This is a genomic window from Micromonospora sp., assembly GCF_048594385.1.
Taxonomy (GTDB): domain Bacteria; phylum Actinomycetota; class Actinomycetes; order Mycobacteriales; family Micromonosporaceae; genus Micromonospora; species Micromonospora wenchangensis.
Genome location: NZ_JBMDWU010000107.1, coordinates 1 through 20330 on the forward strand (window position 1 = coordinate 1; position 20330 = coordinate 20330).

Below are 20330 nucleotides of genomic sequence, written 5' to 3' on the forward strand. Positions count from 1 at the left end.
TCCAGCGCGTGCCCGTGCAGCGCCTTGGTGGAGCTGACCGGCACCTGCCCGGCCCACTCGCCCAGGGCCAGCCGCAGCGCCGCCGCCTCGGAGGCGTCGCTGAACCCGGTGCCGGTGGCGTTGGCGTTGACGTAGCCGACCGCCCCGGCGGGCAGGCCGGCGCGGCCCAGCGCCGCGCCGATCGCGCGGGCCAGCCCGCCCCCCTGCGGATCGGGTTGGCACGGGTGGTGGGCGTCGCCGGCCCGGCCCCAGCCGGCCAGCGTCGCCACCGGCTCACCGCCGCGGCCGCGCAGCGCGGCGGCGGACTCCAGCACCACCGCGGCCACCCCGTCGCCGAGCAGCAGGCCCTGCCGTCCGGCGCTGAACGGGCGGACCGCCCCGTCGGCGGCGAGTGCCCGGCCGGCGTCGAAGAGCGCGTACTGGTCCGGTTCCACCAGGTAGCCGGCGGCCACGACGACCCGGTCGGTGTCCCCCCGGCGGATCATGGCGGCGGCGTCGGCGACCGCGTTGCTGGCCGAGACGCACGCGGTGGTGTAGACCCGGGTCGGTCCGCCGAGCCCGCACCGCCGGGCCAGCCGGTCGGCCAGGGCGGGCAGCTCCGGCCAGGCCGGGCCGGCGTCGTCCCGTTCGCCACCGGCCCACCACGGGTCGGCGGTGTCGGCGGCCGGGCGGTCGTCGGTGTACGGGCCGGGCAGGGTGGCCGGCCCGCCGTGGGTGGCCAGGAGCAGTGCCGACGCCCGGCGCTGCGCCGGGTCCAGCACGGCCGCCCGGCAGGCGGCGTCGACGGCGTCGGCCAGCTCCTGCGGCAGGGTCGCCACGTCGGGGCGGGTGGCCGCGACGGTCACCCGGCGGCCGGTGGTGTCGAACCGGTGGACCGGTCGGAACGCCGGCACCCCGGACAGGACCCCGGCCAGCAGGGCGTCCACGCCCCTGCCGTAGGCGCTGAGGGCGTAGGTGCCGGAGATCGTGACGGTGCTCCGCTCAACCATCAGCGGAGGCGGTGAGGCAGGTGTGGAACACGGCCAGGGCGTCGTCGAGGGTGCGGATGCCGGCGAGCTGGTCGTCGGTGAGGTCCATCCGGGTGTCGTAGCGCTGTTCGACGAGGTGCACCAGCCAGGCCAGTTCCATCGAGCCGACCCGGTGCGGGACCTGGTCGACGGGTTTGCCGGTCAGTTCGGCGAGCATGCTCACCAGGTCAGCTCGCCCCAGGTCGGGCTGACCGGACATCAGCGGTTGTCGGTGGTCGCCCCGGCGACCCGGTCGGCGACCATGGTGGTGAACTCCCCCACCGTCATCAGGGCCAGCTTCTCCGACTCGTCGTCGGCGAACCGCAGCCCGTAGCGGTCCTCCACCCGGACGGACAGGTCGGACAGGGCGAGCGACTCCAGGTCCACCCCGGACGGGCCGAGCGTGGTGTCGTCGTCGATCCCGTCGACGTCGTAGTTCATGTCCTGGAGCTGGTCGATGACGAAGGTGCGGACCTCGTCTCGCATGACGGTTACCTCTCTCGATGGGCGGGCCGCCGGTGCCCGGTCGGGGCACCGTGCGGAAGTGGTTCGGGCGTACCGCCGACGGTCGGCCGGTGGTGACGCGGTGGTGGCGTCCCGGCGGCGGTCGACGGGGACCGGCCGGGGGGCGGGGTGGAGCGGACCGGTCATGGCGCCGCCGCCCGCAGCACGTCCAGCGAGCGGACCAGTTTGCCGGTGGTGGTACGCGGCAGCTGCGCCACCAGGTGCAGGGTGCGGGGTCGCTTGTAGCCGGCCAGCCGCTCCGCGAGGAGCTTGTCCAGCTCCTCCTCGGACAGCGGGCCGTCGGGCTGCACGTAGGCGGTGATCCCGTCGTCGTAGGCGACCACGGCGGCGGCCACCCCGGGCAGGCCGGTGAGGGTGGCCTCGACCTCGGTGAGGTCGACCTTGAGGCCCCCCACGGAGACCTGCGAGTCGAGCCGGCCCCGGACGGTGACCAGGCCGGTGTCCGGGTCGACGGTGCCGGCGTCGCGGGTGCGCAGCCAGCCGTCGGCCCAGCGGGTGGGGTCGCTGAGCCCGACGTACGGCGAGGCGGGGCAGCTGATCAGCAGCTCACCGTCGGACTCGCGGACCTCGATGCCGGGGGCGGGGGTGATGGCGGGCCGGTGCCGCCCGTACAGGTCGGTGCCGATGACGCCGACCTCGGTCATCCCGTACATGTTGCCCAGGGGCACGCCGTGCCGGTCGGTGAACGCCTGCACGACGGCCGGCGGGACCAGTTCCCCGCCGGTGGTCATCCGCTTGAACTGGGGCAGCGGCCGGTCGGGGCGGGTGAAGGCGAGCAGGCCGATGTGGAACGGGACGCCGAGCACGGTGGCCGGGGTGTCCTGGGCGGCGATCGCAGCCAGCACGGCGTCGCCGCCGAGCCGCTCCGGCGGGACCAGCTCGACGTGGGCGTGCAGGCCGTAGAGCAGTCCACCGACGAGGCCGAGCACGTGCACCATGGACGGCAGCAGGATGATCCGCTCGCCGGGCAGCGCCACCCCGTCGATGCGGGTGTAGCGGTTCACCTCGGCGACCAGGTCGGCGGCGGTGCGTCCGATCACCTTGGACGGTCCGGTGGAGCCGGAGCTGAGCTGGATCACGGCGTGCCCGCTGACCGCCGGCCGGTCGGCGTACGCGGTGACGCTCTCGGTGACGTCGAGGAAGACCTTCAGCGCGCCACCACCGGTACGGGCCGGGGCGACGACCACCTGCGGGGTGAGCCGGCGCAGCGCCCGGTCGACCTCGTGGTCGGTGAGCCGGTGGTCGAGCAGCACCGCCTGAGCGCCGCTGCGCCAGGTCGCCAGCAGGTTGACCACATAGGACACCGAGGGCGGCAGGCGCAGCGCGACGGCCCCGCCGGGACGCAGTCCCGCCTCGCGCAGCCGGTCCTGTGCCGCGACGACCAGGCGGTGCAGGGTGCCCCGGTCCACCGGCTCGGGCAGCCGGAGACAAACGTCGGTCGGAGGGCCGGCGAACAACACGTCGTCCACCCAACCGGGGTCTTGCGCCGCAGGATCTTCCGTCGGGCGATACATGGTCACCGCCGGCCACCGTCCAGCATAGAATCGGGCGAATGCGCCCATAAATGATGTCTCTTGGCGTGCTCACGGCACCCTACGACAGCCCGGAAGACCATTACTAGATGCGAATGGCTAGATCATAAAAGGCGGCCGGCCGGATTGCCGCCGCTCGATCGGCCGGGCAGGATCGGGCGCGTACGCCGGCCCGCGACACCACCGGCGGCTTCGCCGTGCCCGCCGTTCCACTGGGGACGCGGGCGACCCGGCGGGCCCTCCGCCCAGGTCGGCACCGGTCATGGTGGACGGTCGACGGCCTGTCGTCACGACCCGCCGGACACGGACAGGGGTGTGCCCGGCGGGCAGCTCCCGGCCGGCGGGGCACACCACGCGGGCGTTACGCACAGTGATCAGTCGGTGGCGTTCCTCGGTGTCGGGGCGGCACCCCGGAGCACCAGGGCACTGTTGAAGCCGTCGAAGCCACGCGCGCAGACCAACGCCACCCGGTGCTCGGGCCGGCGCGGGGCACGCAGGAAACCCAACTCGCAGCCGGGGGCCGGCTCGACCGGGCCGGCCGAGGCGGGCAGCGTGTCGTGGTGGAAGGCGAGCAGCGCGGTCGCCACGTCCAGGGCCGACCCACCCTGGTGGGCCCGGCCGGTCAACGACTTGTGGGTGCTCACCGGCGGCGGCCGGTCACCGAAGACCGTCCGCAGTGCCGTCGCCTCGCTGCGGTCGTACCGTGGCACCCCGAGCGCGTCGGGCACGACCAGGTCCACCTCGTCGGGCGTGCTGCCGGAGCGGGCCAACGCCAGCCGCATCGCCCGCGCGTACGTCGCCGGGTCGCCGGCCGTGTCCGGGCCGGTGTGCACCGCGTCGTGGGTGGCCGCCCAACCGGTCACCTCCCCGTAGATCCGGGCACCCCGGGCCACTGCGTGCTCCCGTTCCTCCACCACGAAGACCGCACCGCCCTCGGCGGGCACGTACCCGCCGGCCGCCCGGTCGAACGGCCGGTACGCCGCCGCCGGCTCGTCGACGGCGCTGAGCAGCCCGGAACGGAGCTGACAGGCCAACGCGTACGGGCTCAGCGGGCACTCGGTCGCCCCGGCGATCACCACCGACGTGCCCCGCCGGATGGTCCGCACCGCGTGCGCCAGGCTGTCCAGCCCACCCGCGGCCTCGGCGACCAGCACCCCCGACGGCCCCTTGAACTGGTGGTGGATGGACAACTGCCCGACGCTCGCCGCGTAGAACCAGGCGATCGACTGGTACGCCCCGACGGTGCGGCTCGGCCCACCCCAGAGCCGCTGCAGCTCCCGCTGCCCGAACAGGTTCCCCCCCGACGAACTGGCCAGGGTGACCGCCCAGGCGTACGGGTCGGGGGCGCGGGCGGGCAGGCCGGCGTCGGCGAGCGCCAACGCGGTCGCGGCGAACCCGAGCTGGGTCCAGCGGTCGGTCTGCACGAGCTGCCGGGTGTCCACGTAGGCCGCCGGGTGGAAGCCGGGGACCTCGCCACCGACCCGGGTGGGATAGCCGGTCGGGTCGAACAGGGTGATCGGCCCGGTCCGCCGGATGCCCCCGCTCACCGTCCGCCAGTGCGCGTCGACGCCGATGCCGCTGGGCGCGACCACCCCGATCCCGGTCACCACCGCCCGCGCCCGCTCGTCCGGGGTGGGGATGACGGCGGGGGCGGCGGTGACGGCGGGGGCGGGGAGCGTCACCGCGTCACCGCCAGCCGGCGGAACAGCATCGCGGACTGGAAGCCGCCGAACCCGCTGCCCACCGACAACGCCACGTCCACCGGGGTCTCCCGGGCCACGTTCGGCACGTAGTCCAGGTCGCACTCCGGGTCCCGGGTGGTCCAGTTGGCCGTCGGCGGCACCACGCCGTACTCGATGGCCAGGGCGCAGGCGGCCATCTCGATGGCGCCGATCGCGCCCAACGAGTGCCCGACCATCGACTTGATCGAACTCACCGGCACCCGGTACGCCGTGGGGCCCAGCGACCGCTTGAACGCCGCCGTCTCGTGCCTGTCGTTCTGCCGAGTGCCCGAGCCGTGCGCGCTGACGTAGGAGACCGCCGACGGGTCCAGCCGGGCCTGCCGCAGCGCCGCCGCGATGGCCAGCCCCATCTCCACCCCGTCGGGCCGCAGCCCGGTCATGTGGAAGCCGTTGCTGCGGCCGGCGTAGCCGGCGACCTCGCAGTAGACGTGCGCGCCGCGCCGCCGGGCGTGCTCCCACTCCTCCAGCACCAGCACCGCCGCCCCCTCGGCGAGCACGAAACCCTGCCGGTGCGCGTCGAACGGGCGGCTGGCGTGCCCCGGGTCGTCGTTGTCCGGGCTGGTCGCCCGGATCGCGTCGAACGAGGCCACGGTCACCGGGGAGATCGGCGAGTCGGCCGCGCCGGCCAGCACGACGTCCGCCTCCCCGTCGACGACGAGCTGGTGGGCGTAGCCGATGGCGTCGATGCCGGAGGTGCAGCCGGTGGAGACCACCTGCGCCGGGCCGCGCAACCCGTGCCGGCAGGCCACGTCGGCGGCCAGACTGCTCGGCACCAGCGCCTGGTACAGGTACGGCCCACCGAGGGCGTGGTCGACCAGCCAGTGCCGGCCGGAGTCGCTGACCCGGACGTACTCCTGCTCCAGCGCGGTCGTGCCGCCGACGGCGGTGCCCAGCACCACCCCGGCGACGTCCCGCTCGGCGTCGGTCAGCTCCAGGCCGCTGTCGGCCAGCGCCTCCGCCGCGCAGGCCAACGCGAACTGCACGTACCGGTCGGAGCGTTGCCGCTGTGCCGGGGTGAGCCCGGCGGCGTCCGGGTCGAAGTCGCACTCGGCGGCGATCTGCGACCGGTACGGCGACGGGTCGAAGAAGCTGATCCGCCGGGTGGCCGTCCGCCCCTCGGTGAGGGTCTTCCAGAACCGGTCCCGGGTGACCCCGCCCGGGGCGACCACCCCGACACCGGTCACCACCACCCGTCGGCCGGTCACGACGGACCCCGCTGCTCGACCAGCTCGGTGTCCACGTGGCCGAGTTCCGGGCGGGGGGCGAGCGGGCCGAGGTGGAAGACCACCTCGGCGGCGACGTCGCCGGTGTTGCGCAGCCGGTGCCGCACGTTGCGCGGCACGAACAGCGCCTCCCCGGCGGCCAGCGGCACCGGCTCGTCGTCCAGGTCGACGGTGATCGCGCCGCGCACGAGATAGAGGAACTCCTCACTGTACGGGTGGTAGTGCTCGGCCACCCGGTCACCGGGGGCCACCGTCACCACCCCCATGAACCCCGAGGTGCTGCCGACGGTACGTGGGCCGAGCAGCACCCGCAGCTCCCCGCCGCGCCGCCGGTCGGCCGGTACGTCCCGGGCGGCGACCAGACCGGTGGTGACCTCACTCATCGCCGCCTCCCGCGTACGCCCGCTCGATCCGCTCCTTGATCACGGCCAGTTGCACCCGGCTGTTGGTGTTGATCCGCTCGGTCATCGCCACGTCGTCCACCGGGGCGGTCGGCTTCATCGCGAAGTCCTGCACCCAGGTCATCCGGGTGCCCTCCGGTTCGGTGTCGTAGTACCAGTGGATGCGCATGTACTCGAACGGGCCGGTCTCCACCCGCCGGGCCCGCACCTGCCAGGTCGCCGGGTCGGCGGTACGTTCGCTGACCCAGCTCCAGGAGACGCCGTTCTCGTCGGGGTGCATGGTGAGCCGGAACCGCACCGTGTCCCCCTCCCGGTGCAGGATCTCCACCACCGCGTACTCGGTGAACAGGTCCGTCCAGCGCGCCACGTCGTTGGTGATCTTCCACACCAGCGCCAGCGGGGCGGCGATGAGGATGCTGTTCTCGGTGTGCCCGGCCGGGCCGGCGTCGGCCACCAGGTCGGCGACGCCGGCGATGCTGAGCTGCCCGGCCTGTTCGGGGATGCGTACCCGCCAGCGGTCGGCGACCACGGCGGACAGTTCCAGCAGCGCCAGCGAGTCCATGCCCAGCTCCTCCAGGCTGGCGGCGGGCGCGCGGGCAGCGGCGTCGGCGTCGAGACCGCAGCGGGTCACCAGGATCTCGGTGATCTCGCTGGTCAGCGGTCGGCCGTGGGTGACGGTCATCTCGGGTCCTCCTCCACCGGGCGACTCACCCCGGTAGCCGCCACCCTCCGCCGGACCCGTCACCCGGGCGTCACACCACAGCCCGCAACGCCCCCGCTTCGTGGTGACGTTGCGTTGACGCAGACTGTGTATTGGCTATGCGCGAGCTGTCCATCATGATGGAGGTTCGCAGATCAGAGGCGATTCGACCCCGGTCACCATGGCTACACTTTCGTTGACCGAGAGTAAGCATAGTGGTAGTGTTCGTGCCGGCCGGCCGGGCTCGGCCGCACAGTGAACCGGCCACGGCGTCGCGGGGGACCGCGTCGGGACACCGGACGATCTGGACCCAGGTTTCCGTGCAGGGGGGTGCGCCCGTGACCGGTCATGCCAGCACGCCGACCAGCGACGTCCCGGCCGACCCGCCGGTACGCCTGCACCTGCTCGGCGGTTTCCGGCTGCTGCACGGCGACACCCCCGTGGTGGTCCCCCGGGGGCTGCAACGGGTCATCGGCCTCATCGGACTGCGCCCCGGCGCCACCCGCAGCAACCTCGCCGGCCTGCTCTGGCCCGAGGTGCCCGAGGAACGGGCGTTGTCGTCCCTGCGGACCGCCCTGTGGCGGCTGCGCCAGGACCCCTGCTGCCCGCTGCTGGTCAGCGGGGACACCGTCCGCCTCGACCCGGCCGTCCGGCTCGACGTGGACGACCTGGTCGCCACCGCCGCCCGGGTCCGCGACGGGGGCGACCCGCGCGCCGCCGCCGACGCGCTCGCCGCCGGCAGCCGCGACCTGCTCCCCGGCTGGTACGACGACTGGGTGCTGCTGGACCGGGAACGGCTGCGCCAACTCCGGCTGCACATGCTCGAACAACTCGCCGTCGACCACCTCGACGCCGGCCGGCACGGCGAGGCGTTGCAGGCCGCCCTGGAGGCGATGGCCGCCGAACCGCTGCGGGAGACCCCGCACCGCCTGGTGGTACGCATCCACCTCGCCGAGGGCAACGCGTTCGAGGCGGTGCACGCCTTCTACGTCTACCGGGACCTGCTCATGCGGGAACTGCGCCTGGAACCCTCCCCCGCGATGTGCGCCCTGGTCGACGAGACCCTCGCCCCGATCCGGCGGGCCACCCGCCGCACCCCGGCCGCCCGCCGTCACGAGCCGGCCGGACGGCGTGACGACGAGGTGACATCCCCACCGCCAGGGTTAACCCACCGTGAGCCCTGGACCGATCGGGGCGCGCCACCGGCGAGAGGGGTCCGATGAGCCGTCTGGTGATCGTCAGCAGGATCATTCCCGGCGCGGAGGGGCGGGTCGCCCAGATCTTCGCCGAATCCGACGCGACCGAGCTACCCGGACTCACCGGGCTGCGCCACCGCTCCCTGTACCGCCTGCACGACCTGTGCGTGCACCTGATGGAGACCACCGAGGTGGACGTCGACACCCTGGTCACCGCCCGCCAGCACCCGCTGTACCAGCGGACCAACGAACGGTTGTCGGCCCACACGTCGGCGTACCTGCCCACCTGGCGGTCGCCCCGGGACGCGCCTGCCGGCTGTTTCTACAGCTGGGACGTCTCCGACGCACCCAGCCCGGAGCCGCTGCGCTGAACCGCCGCTGCGGCGCGGACCGTCACCGACGTCCGACGACGACACCCTGTCGTGACGTCGATACCGCCCGACACCGGGCATTCCACCTGCGCAACGAGGTGTGGTCCTCCCTGTCGTCCGACATTCGCGTGTGCAAAGCTGCGGCGGGTTTTCGCGTTTTCCTCGCGACTTCAACGACATACGCAATAGGGAGGTAGCCGTGCCGTCGACTGTCGGGCAGTGGCTCGTCGTGATCCTGGCCCTGCTGGTGGGCCTGGCCGGAGGCTGGGCGCTGTGGGGACGGCAGAAGCCGACCGCCGCCGCGCCCATCGTGGAGGGTGACCCGGTCGTCGGGCTCACCCCCGAGGAGAAGGCCGCCGCCACGATCGACGCCCCGCGTCCGGCCGCCACGGTCGACGACTCCCCGGCACCCGCCGCCGTCGTCGACGACCCCACCCCGCACGTCGCGCCGGACCCCGACCACCTCACCCCGGCCACCACCGGCTCGGCCGCCCCTGCCGGCCCGGTCGAATCCTCCGCCGCCCCCGACCTGACGGCCTCCCCTGACGCCACGGCCCCTGCCGACTCCTCCACCCTCTCCGACTCGTCCGCCTTGTCCGGGTCCGCTGCCTCCGACGAGTCCCCCGCCCTCTCCGAGTCCTCGGTCGCCTCCGGGTCCGGCGCTTCCGCCGTCGAGGACGTCGCCGTCAACGGCACCTCCAGCACGGTCGCCGCCGACCGGACCGTCCCGCTGCCGGACCTCGCGGACGAGCCCACCACCGTCGACCTGGCCGGCCGTACCGCCTCGGACGACGCGCCCGCGAACAGCGTCACCGACGAGACCGCCGCGCCGGTCCCCGCGCCCCGGGCCACCGCCGAGGACACCCCGGACAGCGCGGCGGCCGACCTGCCGGAACCGACCCCGACGGACCCGGAGCCGGCCGGCACGCCCGAGGACACCGCCCCGCGTACGGCCGACGTGGACGACGCCCCGGTCGCCGCCGGGCCGGTGATCCCGGCACAGCGCACCCCCGAGGCCGACAGCCCCGCGATCGCGGACAGCACCCCGGTTTCGGCCGGTGCTCCGGCCGTGGACGGTGCCCCGGTCGCGGATGGTGCTCCGGGTTCGGCGGGTGCCCCGGTCACGGAGGTCGCGGCGGCGCAGGACGAGCCGGCGGACGACTTCCGGCGTATCCAGGGGGTCGGCCCGAAGATGGCCGCCGCGCTCCAGGCCGCCGGCATCCACAGCTACCGGCAGCTCGCCGCCCTGGACGAGGCGAGCCTGCGGGAGACGATCCGTGCCGCCGGGCTGCGTGCCACCGCGAGCCTGGCCACCTGGCCGCAGCAGGCGCAGGTGCTGGCCGGTGCGGGCGCCGAGGCCGAGCGGGTGCTGCCGACGCCGACCGGCGGCGACAGCCAGGACTGACCCGCAGAACCGACGGGGCCGGTGGACACGTGCGAGGCGTGGCTGCCGGCCCCTGTCGTCCGGGGTACGCGGCGGCCCGCCGTCGGTGAATTGGCCATCATCGCGCTGACCGTTCCGGAATACCGTTTACCCGGTCCCGGCCGTTGGGTACATGGGCGTCACCTCGAACATCACACAAGCCGGGAGGCACCCCCATGCGCGGTTCGTCGATCCTCGGAGTCATCGTCGTCATCTGGCTGGTCATCGGCGCCATCGCCGCTGGTCAGCGCGGCTACTACGGGAATGACGACACCAACTGTGCCGAGGCCGGCACCATCCTGGTGACCATCGTGGCCGGGCCGCTCAACTACATCGGTGCCAACCCGAAGATCGACTGCAAGCTCCCCGAGCCGTCCAAGTAAGCCGCACCTCCCCGGCCCGCGCCCACCCCTCGGGGCGCGGGCCGCGTCATGTCCGCTCCAGATCACCTGCCTCGTTCCGCGGCGCGACCACCACCCCACACCCGCTAACCATCCTAGGAACCCACCCCGCAACCCTCCCCCGCCCGCCCATCGACGGTCGTCGTGCGGTGATCAAGAAGTTGTGGTCAGAAATGCGCGCTCCGATGACGCAAACCTCTTGATCACGCGGGAGGGCGGGGGCGAGGCGGGAGGGGTGGGGGTGGGGGTGGGTTAGGCGCCTACGTGGATGCCGGGGCGGCGGGAGGGGTCGGGTTCGCTCTTGCGGATGATCTCGCGGACCACGGGTGGGGTGTCGCCCCGGCCGAGGATCAGGTAGCGCAGCAGGTGGGCGATGGGGTTGCCCTCGGACCACTCGAAGTGGGCGTGCGGGCGGACCCCCGTGCCGTCGCGCAGCGCCAACAGGATGGCGGCGATCGCGTTCGGCACCGCCGGGCTGCTGGCCCGCAGCACCCGGAAGCCGCCCACCTCGACCCCGTGCACCCACAGCACCTGGCTGAACTCCGACGGGTCCACCACGTCGATCTCCAGGAAGAGCACGTCGGACGCGCCCGGCACCGGGTTCATGCTCCGCTGCGCCCGTTCCTTGACCCGGTACTCCTTGAGCGCGCCGGTGTCGCGCTTGTTGGCGATCAGGTGCAGCCGGCCGTCGTGGGCCAGCGACTCGGTGACGAACCGTCGGGCCGGCTCGTCGAACTCGATCCGTTCGGTGCGCAGCTCGGTGGTCCGGGTGATCCGGGAGACCAGCGACACCGCCACGATGCCGGCGATGAACATGCCGGAGATGGCGAGCCCGTCGGGCTTCTCGATGACGTTCTCGACGAGCGCGTACAGCAGCACGGCGGTGAGCACCGCGAAGCCGGACGCGGCGAACCGGTGCCGGGCCCGGACGGTCGCGATGGTCACCGCCACCGCGCCGGAGACCATCATCGCCAGGATGCCGGTGGCGTACGCGCCGGCCTGGGCGTTGACGTCGGCCCGGAAGGCGACGGTGATGACGATGCTGATCAGGGTGTAGACCAGCACCACCGGCCGGACCGCCCGGCCCCACTCCGGCGCCATCCCGTACGACGGCAGGTAGCGCGGCACGATGTTGATCAGACCAGCCATCGCCGACGCCCCGGCGAACCAGAGGATCAGCACGCTGCTGATGTCGTAGAGCGTGCCGAACCCCTCCCCCAGCCGGGCGTGGGCCAGCCAGGCCAACGCCCGGCCGTTCGCCGCCCCGCCCGGCTGGAACTCCCGGGGCGGGATCAGCACGGTGGTGACGAACGTGGTGGTCAGCAGGTACACCGACATGATCAGCGCGGCGGCGGTGAGCAGCCGGCGGGTGTTGCGGATCCGCGCGGCCAGCCGCTGTGCACGGTCCTCGCCCGCCCCGCGTACCAGGGGCATCATGCTCACCCCGGTCTCGAAGCCGGACAGGCCCAGGACCAGCAGCGGGAACGCCAGCACCGCCGGGCCGAGCAGGTCGCCCACCCCGGACCCCCCGGCGGTCAGGGCCGCCGTCCAGTTCCGCACGACGCCCGGGTCGGCGGCGATCCCGGCCAGGCCGTCGGCCACGATCACCGCGTTGAGGCCGAGGAAGACCACCACCAGGGGTACGGCCACCAGCACCGCCTCGCTGAACCCGAGCAGGAACACCCCGCCGAGGACGAGCAGCAGCGCCACCGTCACCAGCACCGCCAGCCCGTCACCGTGCGGCGCCGACGACGGCAGGTACGGGTTCTCCAGCAGGTGCACCGTGGCGTCGGCGGCGGACAGGGTGATCGTGATGATCCACGAGGTGGCGACGAAACCGAGCAGCACCAGGACGAAGATCTTGCCCCGCCAGAACGGCAGCAGCCGCTCCAGCATCGCCACCGAGCCCTGCCCGTGCGGGCTCTCCCGGGCGACCCGCCGGTACATCGGCAGCATCCCGAGCAGGGTCAGCGCCACGATCAGCAGGGTGGCCAGCGGGGAGAGCGCCCCGGCGGCCAGCGCCGCGATGCCCGGCAGGTAGGACAGGGTCGAGAAGTAGTCGACCCCGGTCAGGCACATCACCTGCCACCAGGGGTGCCGGCGCTGGCTGCCCTCCTCGCTCTCCGGGCCGACCGGCTGCACCCGGTACGCGAACAGCCACCGGCGCAGCGCGCCACCGGGCCGGGCCGGGCGGGCGTGGCTGTTCACGCACTCCGGCAGGCCCACCGGCCCGGGGCGGGTGCGCTCACCCTGGCCGGCGTCCCGGGCCTCACGCAACGCCCGCCCGTGCCCCGGTGGCGGCGCGCTCCCCCGTCGTTCCCGGGTCCGCCGTCCCCGGGTCCCGTCCCGCCCGTCCGCCATCCGCCGACCGCCCTCGTGTCCCCTGTCCCCGACGGTAGGCGCTGGAGGCGGTCCGGCCGGCCGGAACAGGGGAAGCCGGGCGTCAGCGCAGGCCGGGCGTCAGCCGGAACGGTGCTGGTCGGCCGGGGTGCGGTGCAGGGCCGCCAGCAGGGCGTCCGGGTCGGTCACCGTCACGGTGGCCGCCGGGTGGCGCAGCCACCGGCCGGGGGCCAGCCCCGGCACCGGCGTACCGAACCGCAGGCACACCCCGGCCGTGGTGCCGGTGCCGAAGGTGACCCCCCGGTCGGCCAGGGACAGGTGCGGCCCGACGGCCCGCCACCAGCGGTAAGGTCCGCCGCGCTGGGCGTCGACCACGTTCGCCCGGCCGGTCCGCAGCCGCCACCGGCCGAACCGGATCACCAGTTCCGCGTCGTCGAGCAGCACGGCGCAGGTCTGCGGTCGGATGCCGAGCAGCGCCAACGGCACCCGGAAGGCCGGGTCGAACCGGAACGTGAACCGGTGTGCGGGCATGACCGACGGGTACCCCGGGAGGGCCGTCCGACACCCGCCGGCCGGGCGCACGCCGTTCGCGGGGTCACGCCAGCGCCCGGGTCCAGTCGTCGACGTGGGCCGACAGGTGCTCGGCGACGGCCCGCCAGTAGGGGCCGTCCTCGGCGTGGATCCGGGCCCAGGGCTGGATGCCGCGCCGGGCGCCGTCGCGCAGCAGGTCGTACATCGCCCGCGCCCGGGAGCCGAGGGTCGCGGCGAGCGCGGGACGGTGTGCCGCCGGCAGGTCGTACCCGTCGACCAGGGCACGCAGCCGGCGGGCCGAGTCGGGCACCGGCCGGTCGGGGCGCATCCCGGCCATGGCCTGCGCGGCGTACGCCAGCTCCCAGCGGCGGGTGCCGGGGCCCGCGCCGTCCCAGTCGATCAGCACCCAGCCGCGCGGGGCGCGGACCAGGTTCCACGGCGCCGCGTCGTGGTGGCAGAGCAGGTCCGTGCCGTCGGGGCGGATCGGCACCTGCCAGTGGGCCGCCTCGGGTGGCACGAAGTCCGCGGTGGCGCGGTGCAGGTCGGCCAGCAGCCGGCCGATCGAGGGAAGCTCCGCGGTCGGGTACAGGCCCGAGGGGTGGCCCAGTTCCCCGGGCACGTACTCCAGCACCTGCCGGCCCTGCCCGTCGCGGCCCAGCGGCCGGGGCGCACCGTCGAAGCCGACGGCGTGCAGGTGGGTCAGCAGGGCGTCGACGGCGTCGGTCCACGGGCCGACCGGACGGCGGACGGTGTCACCGACCCGCACCACGCCGGTGGTGACGTTGCCGGGCAGCGGCTCCTCGATCGGACTCATCCGGTCATCCTGGTGAACCGGACGCGGCCCCGCCCCCGGGTGTCCCGGGGCGCGGGGACCCCCCGTCCCGGCTGCTACTGCAGGAACGCCCCCAGCGGTGACAGCAGCAGCCGGCCGAGCGCCGCGGCATTGTCGTCCAGCCGGGTGCGCTCGCAGTCTCGGGCCTGCGGGTCGTGCCGGCAACGCCAGATCTTCTGCGCGTTGCGCCAGGCCACGTCCCTGGTGTATTCGACCAGTTCGCCCTGGTACCAGTCGTCGATGTCGCCGTTGAGCATGTCCAGGAGCAGTTGCCACCGCTCCAGGTAACCCCGCCGCAGCGTCGGGATCTTGTCGGCGAAGATGTCGTTGATCTTGAGGTAGTCGCGGTGCTGTTCGGTGCCGTCCACCGGCTCGGACTCCAGGTGGTCGAACGTGGTCACCAGGGCGAACGGCAGGTCGAAGTTGATGTGCGCGTTCACCCCCGCCGCCGCCGACGGCAACGGCCGGGCGTCCGGGCCACGCATCCGCTTGAACAGGCACGACCAGGCGCGCGGGGTGGTCGGGCTGGACTCGGTCCACAACCGCATCGCGTCGAAGTAGCGGGCGGCGAACTCCACGTCCAGCCGGGACAGGAACACCGGATCGGCGAAGTAGTCGTCGTAGAGCCCCTCCAGCACCCGGCTGGTGATGGTCAGGTAGAGCCGGTTGAAGTCGGCGAGCGGGCAGCTCTGCTCCAGCGGCGGCAGCCGCACCAGCAGGTCCTGGAGCTTGGTGAGGTGGTCGACCACCGCCGGGACGTCCTCCGGGTGGTCGGCGAGGAGATCGACGATGTCCGCGTGGACGGGCCCCCAGACCGGTTCCGTCATGTCTCCTCCACAGTGGTCGGGGCAGCGCCGCGCCGTCGTTTCCGATGCACAGCCTGTCAGCGCCGGCCACGGCGGGGATCAGTAGAACGACGTATTCGCCCGCGCCGGACGTACGCTCACTCGCCCCGGTTACGCAGGTGGATGGCGCTGGCCTGGACCCTGGTCCGCACCTGGAGCTTGTCGAAGATGTGCGACACGTGCACGCCGATGGTGCGTTCGCTGATGAACAGCCGCTGACCGATCTCCTTGTTGGTCAGCCCCTCGGCCACCGCGGCGAGCACCTCCCGTTCCCGTGCGGTCAGCAGGGCCAGCTCGTCGGCCCCCGGCGGGGCGGCCGCGGTCTCCCCCGCCGCGACGACGCGACCGCGACCCGTGCCCGACGACGGGGAACCGCCCCTGCGGGCCGCCGGGACCCGCCCCGCCCCGGGCTGGGCCCGACCGGTCAACTCCACCCGTGCCCGGCCGGCCAGCGTCCGGATCTCGCTGGTCAGCGGCACCGCACCCAGGCTCGACGCCATCTCGTGCGCCTGCCGCAGCAGGGTGGTCGCCGTGCTGCTGCGGCTGCGCCGGGCCAGCAACGCCTCGGCCTGACGCAGCCGGGAGTAGGCCGCCGGGTAGGGGTGGTTCCGCTTGTCCCACTCGGCCGCCGACCGGGCCCAGGCCTCCGGGTCGCCCCGGCCGTCGAGGCGGCTCAGCTCGGCCGTGCACAACGCCAGGAAACCGTCGGCGTTGACCCGCACCGGCCCGGCGGCCGTCGCGCTCTTGGCCGCCACCCGGTCGACCGCGTCGCGCAGCCGGCGGACCGCCGTCTCGTCGACCGCCACGGTACGGCTCGCGTGCGCCTCCGCCTCCGCGCGCAACCCGTGCCAGGCCAGCGCGCCCAACAGCACCACGTCGTCGGAACGGCTCTCGGTCAGGCCCCGCTGCACGGCCTGCCGGGCCACGTCGTGCCGGCCCTGCCACATCGCCAGCCCGGCCCGCAGGATCAGCATCGGCAGGACGTGCCGGGGCGCGCCACCGCCGGCGAGCATCGTCGCCACCGCCTCCAGGTCCCGGTCGGAGGCCTCGACGTCGCCGTACCCGACGGAGAGCCGGCAGCGGGCCAGCAGCAACTCGACCGCGTCGGCGCCGGACGGGCGGTGCCGCAGCGCCGCCGCGACCACCTTCTCCGCCTCCGCCCACTGGCCGACCCGGAACAGCCCGTTGGTGGCGATCGCCAACAACCGGGTCTCGTAGGTGCGGCCCAGGCCCAGCTCGGCGACCCGCTCGGCACCCCGGCGGGCCACCACCACCCCCTCCTCCAGGATGTTCAGCGGCCCGGTCAGCAGCTCCGCCAGGTGCAGGTACGCGCAGGCCACGTCCTCCGGGCCGCCGGAGCGTTCGGCGGTCTCCAGGGCCCGGCGCACCACGGCCAGCCCGGCGTCCGGGTCCTCCAGGAACGCCTCGCTGAAGCCGAGCGCGGAGCTGGCCAGCACCACCTCCGTGGTGCTGCCGTCGACCGACGCGGCCAGTTCCAGGGCCTCCCGCGCGCGTTGCCCGGCGTCGGCGTACCGCCCCAGGTGCAGCAGCAGCTCGGCCAGCCGGGCGGCGGCATTGGCCCGTTCCCGGGCGGTGCACTCGGCGGCCTCCAGCACGCTGCGGTACTCCGCCTCGGCGGGGGCGGACCGACCGGCGGCGGCCAGGTAACGGGCCCGTTGGATACGCACCGCGCAGGACGGGTCGAGTGGCTCGCCCCCGGTCAACTCGGCCAGCAGGGACAACGCGCGGGCGTGCTCGCCGCTCTTGTGGGCGGCCTCGGCGGCCCGCCCCAGCAGCACCGCCCGGTCCACCTCGGGTGGGGCGTCCACCGGCCCGGTGACCGGCGTCGCGGCCAACTGCAACGCCGCCGTCCAGTGCCGGTGCGCCTCGGCGAAACCGTGCAGCCGTTCGGCCTCCCGGGCGGCGGCCATCGCCGCCGGCAGGGCCCGGCCGGGCTCCCCGGCCAGCCGCCAGTGGTGGGCCAGCCGGGCCTGGTGCAGCTCCGCCGGAACCCGGGTGAGCGCCTCGGCGTAGCGGCGGTGCAGGCCGGCGCGTTCCGCCGGCAGCAGCTCGTGGGCGAGCACCTCGGCGACCAGGCGGTGCCGCAGCCGGTAACCGTCGTCCGCGCCGACGAGCAGCCGGTGGGCGACCGCCTCCCGCAACGCGTCGATGAGTTCCGCCTCGGGCAGGCCGAGCACCTCGGCCAGCAGCCAGTGCTCGACCGGTTCGACGCCCGCCGCCACCGCGTGCACCGCGGCGTGCGCGTGCCGGGGCAGCGCGTCCACCCGGGACAGGAAGATCTCGCGCAGCGTGTCGGACAGCCCGTCGCGGCCGTCGCGCAGGTCACGGGCCAGTTCCTCGACCACGAACGGGTTCCCGCCGCTGCGCTGCCAGACCTGGTCGGCGGCCTCCGGGGCGAGCGGCGCGCCGACGATCTCGGCGGCCAGCAGGTCGGTGCCGGTACGGTCGAGGGGACCCAGGTCGAGCACCCGCACCGACCGCAGCCGACGTAGCTCGGTGAGCACCCGGCGCAGCGGGTGGGCCCCCTGCAGCGACTCGGCCCGGACCGCCGCCAGCACCGACAGTTGCAGGTCGCCCAGGCCGGCGAGCAGATAGAGCAGGAGTTGCCGGGTGGTCCGGTCCACCCACTGCAGGTCGTCGAGGACGAGCACCAGCGGACGCCCCTCGGCGATCAGGCTCAGCCCCCGGGAGACCCGTTCCAGCAGCGCCCCGGCGCTGTCCGCGCCGCCGCTGTCCTCGGCGAACGTCCGCAGCAGACCGCGCACCGCCGAGGAGGTGCGGGCCTGGCCGGCGGTGAGGTCGGCGTCGAAGCGGCGTAACGCCTGGAGCACCGGATGCAGCGGTGATGCGTCGCCGATGTCCAGGCAGGAGCCGGTGAGCACCACCGCCCCCGCGTCGCGCAGCCGCGCCGCGGCCTCGGTGAGCAGCCGGGTCTTGCCCACCCCGCTCTCACCGGTGACGAAGACGGCGGCGGTCTGCCCGGGGCCGATCTCGTCGTGGAGCGCGGCGCGCAGCACCGCCAGCTGGTCGGCGCGGCCGACGAGCGGTGCGGTGTCCACATCGCTGGCCATGTCCGCAGCCTAGTCACAGGTCCCCGCACCGTTCTACGGGCTGGATCCGGCATTGGTACCTCTCGCGTCGATATTGCGACTAAAGGTGGCGACCGACCGACATACGTCGTTCGGCAGATCCCCCGTCAGCCCGGTGGTGACAGTCTCCGATCGTCGTCAACAACAGCAGCACCGCGCAGGAGAGGGGTGGGTGGGATGCCACTGTCCACGGTCGGTACCGGTCGGGAAGACGCCACCACGACGCCCTGGCCGGTGCCGCAGGAACGACGCACGCTGACCGTGCTGTTCGCCGACATCGTCGGGTCGACCGCGGTGACCGAACGGCTCGACCCGGAGGATGTCCGGGCGGTGCAGTTCGCCTACTTCGACACCGTCGCCGGGGTGCTGCGCCGCTGGCAGGGCACGGTGGAGAAGTACGTCGGCGACGCGGTGATGGCGCTGTTCGGGGCGCGTACCTCCGACGGGTTGGACGGCTACCGGGCGGTGCGGGCGGCCCTGGAGATCCAGGCCGCGCTGGACCGGCGGACGCTGCCCGGCGGGGTGACGCTGCGGGTCCGGGTGGGTGTCGCCACCGGCGAGGCCGTGGTCGACCTGGCCGCCGCCCGCGACGGCGGGCACGGCATGGCCTCCGGCGCGGTCCTCACCACCGCCGCCCGCATCCAGGAGTACGCCCCGGCGGGCGGCGTGGTCGTCTGCGCGGCCACCCACCGGGCCACCGCCGGCCTGGTCGACCAGCACGCCCTCGCCCCGGCCAGCCTCACCGGCAAGGCGCTGCCGGTCGACGTCTGGCGGGTCACCCGCCCCACCCACCGCCGGCCGGCCCGCCACGACGGCCCGCTGATCGGTCGACGCCGGGAGGTCGCCACCGCCCTGGACCAGCTCACCGGGGCGGTCCGGGAACATCGTCCACGGTGGGTGGCCCTCACCGGCCCGGACGGGATCGGCCGCAGCCGGGTGCTGGCCGAGCTGCGCCACCGGCTGACCGAGGTCGACGGCCGGGCGGTGCGCTGGGCGGTGGCGCACTGCCCGCCGTACCCGGAGCAGGTGTTCGGGCCGGTCGCGCAGCTGCTGCGGGACCTGGCGGGGCTGCCCGCCGGCGGCCCGACGGACGCGGTCCGCCCCCGGCTGGCCGCCCTGGTCGACGGGCTGGTCCCGGCGGGCCAGGTCGGCCCGACCGTGACGACGCTCGCCGCGCTGCTGGACGCCCCGGACCGGTCGGCGGTCGCCGGTGCGGTGGCGGTACGCCGGGTCCTGCTCGCCCTGGCCGCCCGCCGGCCGGTGGTGGTCGGCGTGGACGACCTGGACCGGGCGGCCCCGGAGCTGGGACGGTTCGTGCACGCGCTGTTCGCCGCCGCGACCGACCGGGGCCTGCCGCTGGCGGTGCTGGCCACCCACCGGCCGGACCGGACGGACCCGCTGCCCGCGCCCGCCGGCCCGCACCTGATCGAACTGGCCCCACTGGGCACCCTCCACACCGGCCGGTTGCTGCGCCGGCTGCTCGCCGGCTCCGGCCGGCCGGTCGGGGCCGCCGCCCGGCTGCTGCCGCTGGTCGCCGGCCGGCCCGGCCACGCCGCCGCCTACGTCGAGGCGATGCCCCGCCACGGCACGGCCGGTGATCCCGCCGTCGACGCCGGGGCGGAGCCGGCCCTGCCCGAAGGGCTGCGCCGCCGCGCCGCCGCCCGGCTGGACCGGTGCGACGGTGCCCACCGGGCGGTGCTGATGGCCGCCGCGACCCTCGACGTCCCGGTCACCGCCCCGGCCGTGGCGGTGCTGCTCGACTGGGCCCCGGAGCGGGTCGCCGGGGCGCTGCGCCGGCTCACCGACGCCGGGCTCCTGGAGCCGTCGACCCGGGGTGGTCTGGTGGTGGCCGACCCGGCCGTGCGCCGCTGCGCGTCCGACCGGCTGCCCCGCCCGGTCCGCGCCGACTTCGCCCGCCGGGCCGCATCCGCCGGTCTGACCGGGATGACCGCACCGACCGGGACGACTGGACAGGCCGGGGTGGCCGCGCAGACCGAGGTGGCCGGGGTGGCCGCCGCACGGGCCGGGGCCAGCCGGCCGACCGGCGTGACCGGGCGGGTCGGGGCTCGTCGCCCGGTCGGGGTGCCCCACCGGGCCGGGGACCCGGGGCGGGTGGCACCCGTGCGCCGGGCCGCACCGGGCCGGCGCACG

General features: G+C 74.7%; 18 protein-coding genes. 5 read left to right on the top strand and 13 right to left on the bottom strand.

The annotated features are described in order from the left end of the window. The 8 genes from ACOJTC_RS04790 to ACOJTC_RS04825 all read right to left on the bottom strand — a co-directional run. Positions 1-989 (bottom strand): beta-ketoacyl synthase N-terminal-like domain-containing protein (locus ACOJTC_RS04790; protein ID WP_420115903.1); only part of this gene is annotated, 989 nt, incomplete at its 3' end. Continuing rightward, positions 982-1227, bottom strand: coding sequence for a hypothetical protein (locus tag ACOJTC_RS04795; protein WP_088647750.1), 246 nt, complete (start codon positions 1225-1227; stop codon positions 982-984). The genes ACOJTC_RS04795 and ACOJTC_RS04790, both read right to left, overlap by 8 nt. Continuing rightward, on the bottom strand, positions 1227-1493 hold the full coding sequence (locus ACOJTC_RS04800) for an acyl carrier protein (protein ID WP_145919799.1): 267 nt from the start codon (positions 1491-1493) through the stop codon (positions 1227-1229). The genes ACOJTC_RS04795 and ACOJTC_RS04800 overlap by 1 nt, the downstream gene beginning before the upstream one ends. A 161-nt stretch (positions 1494-1654) precedes the next feature. Beyond that, complete coding sequence (locus tag ACOJTC_RS04805; protein WP_420115912.1) at positions 1655-3046, bottom strand: class I adenylate-forming enzyme family protein; 1392 nt, start codon at positions 3044-3046, stop codon at positions 1655-1657. A gap of 392 nt (positions 3047-3438) precedes the next feature. Beyond that, positions 3439-4704 (bottom strand): beta-ketoacyl synthase N-terminal-like domain-containing protein, encoded by a 1266-nt coding sequence (locus tag ACOJTC_RS04810; RefSeq protein WP_420115913.1) that lies wholly within the window; start codon positions 4702-4704, stop codon positions 3439-3441. Between the two features lie 38 nt (positions 4705-4742). After that, positions 4743-6011 carry a beta-ketoacyl-[acyl-carrier-protein] synthase family protein gene (locus ACOJTC_RS04815; protein ID WP_420115904.1) on the bottom strand — a complete coding sequence of 423 codons (1269 nt, stop codon included), beginning with the start codon at positions 6009-6011 and terminating at the stop codon, positions 4743-4745. Continuing rightward, positions 6008-6412, bottom strand: coding sequence for a cupin domain-containing protein (locus tag ACOJTC_RS04820; RefSeq protein WP_204922925.1), 405 nt, complete (start codon positions 6410-6412; stop codon positions 6008-6010). The genes ACOJTC_RS04815 and ACOJTC_RS04820 overlap by 4 nt, the downstream gene beginning before the upstream one ends. Next, entirely contained in the window at positions 6405-7112 is a 708-nt protein-coding gene (locus tag ACOJTC_RS04825) for an SRPBCC family protein (RefSeq protein WP_420115905.1), read from the bottom strand. Before ACOJTC_RS04825 ends, ACOJTC_RS04820 begins: the two co-directional genes overlap by 8 nt. Positions 7113-7468: 356 nt before the next feature. Between ACOJTC_RS04825 and ACOJTC_RS04830 the strand changes: the two genes are divergently transcribed. The 4 genes from ACOJTC_RS04830 to ACOJTC_RS04845 all read left to right on the top strand — a co-directional run bounded on the left by ACOJTC_RS04830 (position 7469) and on the right by ACOJTC_RS04845 (position 10503). Continuing rightward, a complete protein-coding gene (locus tag ACOJTC_RS04830) occupies positions 7469-8353 on the top strand; it encodes an AfsR/SARP family transcriptional regulator (protein WP_420115906.1) in 885 nt (294 codons plus the stop codon). After that, entirely contained in the window at positions 8350-8697 is a 348-nt protein-coding gene (locus ACOJTC_RS04835; protein WP_357930162.1) for a TcmI family type II polyketide cyclase, read from the top strand. Before ACOJTC_RS04830 ends, ACOJTC_RS04835 begins: the two co-directional genes overlap by 4 nt. Positions 8698-8896: 199 nt before the next feature. Continuing rightward, positions 8897-10102 carry a hypothetical protein gene (locus ACOJTC_RS04840; protein ID WP_420115907.1) on the top strand — a complete coding sequence of 402 codons (1206 nt, stop codon included), beginning with the start codon at positions 8897-8899 and terminating at the stop codon, positions 10100-10102. 194 nt (positions 10103-10296) lie between these two features. After that, complete coding sequence (locus ACOJTC_RS04845; RefSeq protein ID WP_145919792.1) at positions 10297-10503, top strand: hypothetical protein; 207 nt, start codon at positions 10297-10299, stop codon at positions 10501-10503. Positions 10504-10773: 270 nt separating this feature from the next. Here the strand turns inward: ACOJTC_RS04845 and ACOJTC_RS04850 are convergent, their stop codons facing one another. From ACOJTC_RS04850 to ACOJTC_RS04870, 5 genes are all read right to left on the bottom strand, one after another. Then, positions 10774-12882 carry an amino acid transporter gene (locus tag ACOJTC_RS04850; protein WP_232376981.1) on the bottom strand — a complete coding sequence of 703 codons (2109 nt, stop codon included), beginning with the start codon at positions 12880-12882 and terminating at the stop codon, positions 10774-10776. Positions 12883-12981: 99 nt separating this feature from the next. Further along, a complete protein-coding gene (locus tag ACOJTC_RS04855; protein ID WP_420115908.1) occupies positions 12982-13392 on the bottom strand; it encodes a hypothetical protein in 411 nt (136 codons plus the stop codon). 64 nt (positions 13393-13456) lie between these two features. Beyond that, positions 13457-14206, bottom strand: a complete 750-nt coding sequence (locus ACOJTC_RS04860; RefSeq protein WP_420115909.1) for a phosphotransferase — start codon at positions 14204-14206, stop codon at positions 13457-13459. Between the two features lie 74 nt (positions 14207-14280). Next, positions 14281-15051: a DUF5995 family protein gene (locus ACOJTC_RS04865; RefSeq protein ID WP_363653681.1), complete on the bottom strand. Its 771-nt coding sequence runs from the start codon at positions 15049-15051 to the stop codon at positions 14281-14283. Positions 15052-15167: 116 nt separating this feature from the next. After that, positions 15168-18161: a helix-turn-helix transcriptional regulator gene (locus tag ACOJTC_RS04870; protein WP_420115910.1), complete on the bottom strand. Its 2994-nt coding sequence runs from the start codon at positions 18159-18161 to the stop codon at positions 15168-15170. Positions 18162-18356: 195 nt separating this feature from the next. Between ACOJTC_RS04870 and ACOJTC_RS04875 the strand changes: the two genes are divergently transcribed. After that, positions 18357-20330 (top strand): AAA family ATPase (locus ACOJTC_RS04875; RefSeq protein ID WP_420115911.1); only part of this gene is annotated, 1974 nt, incomplete at its 3' end.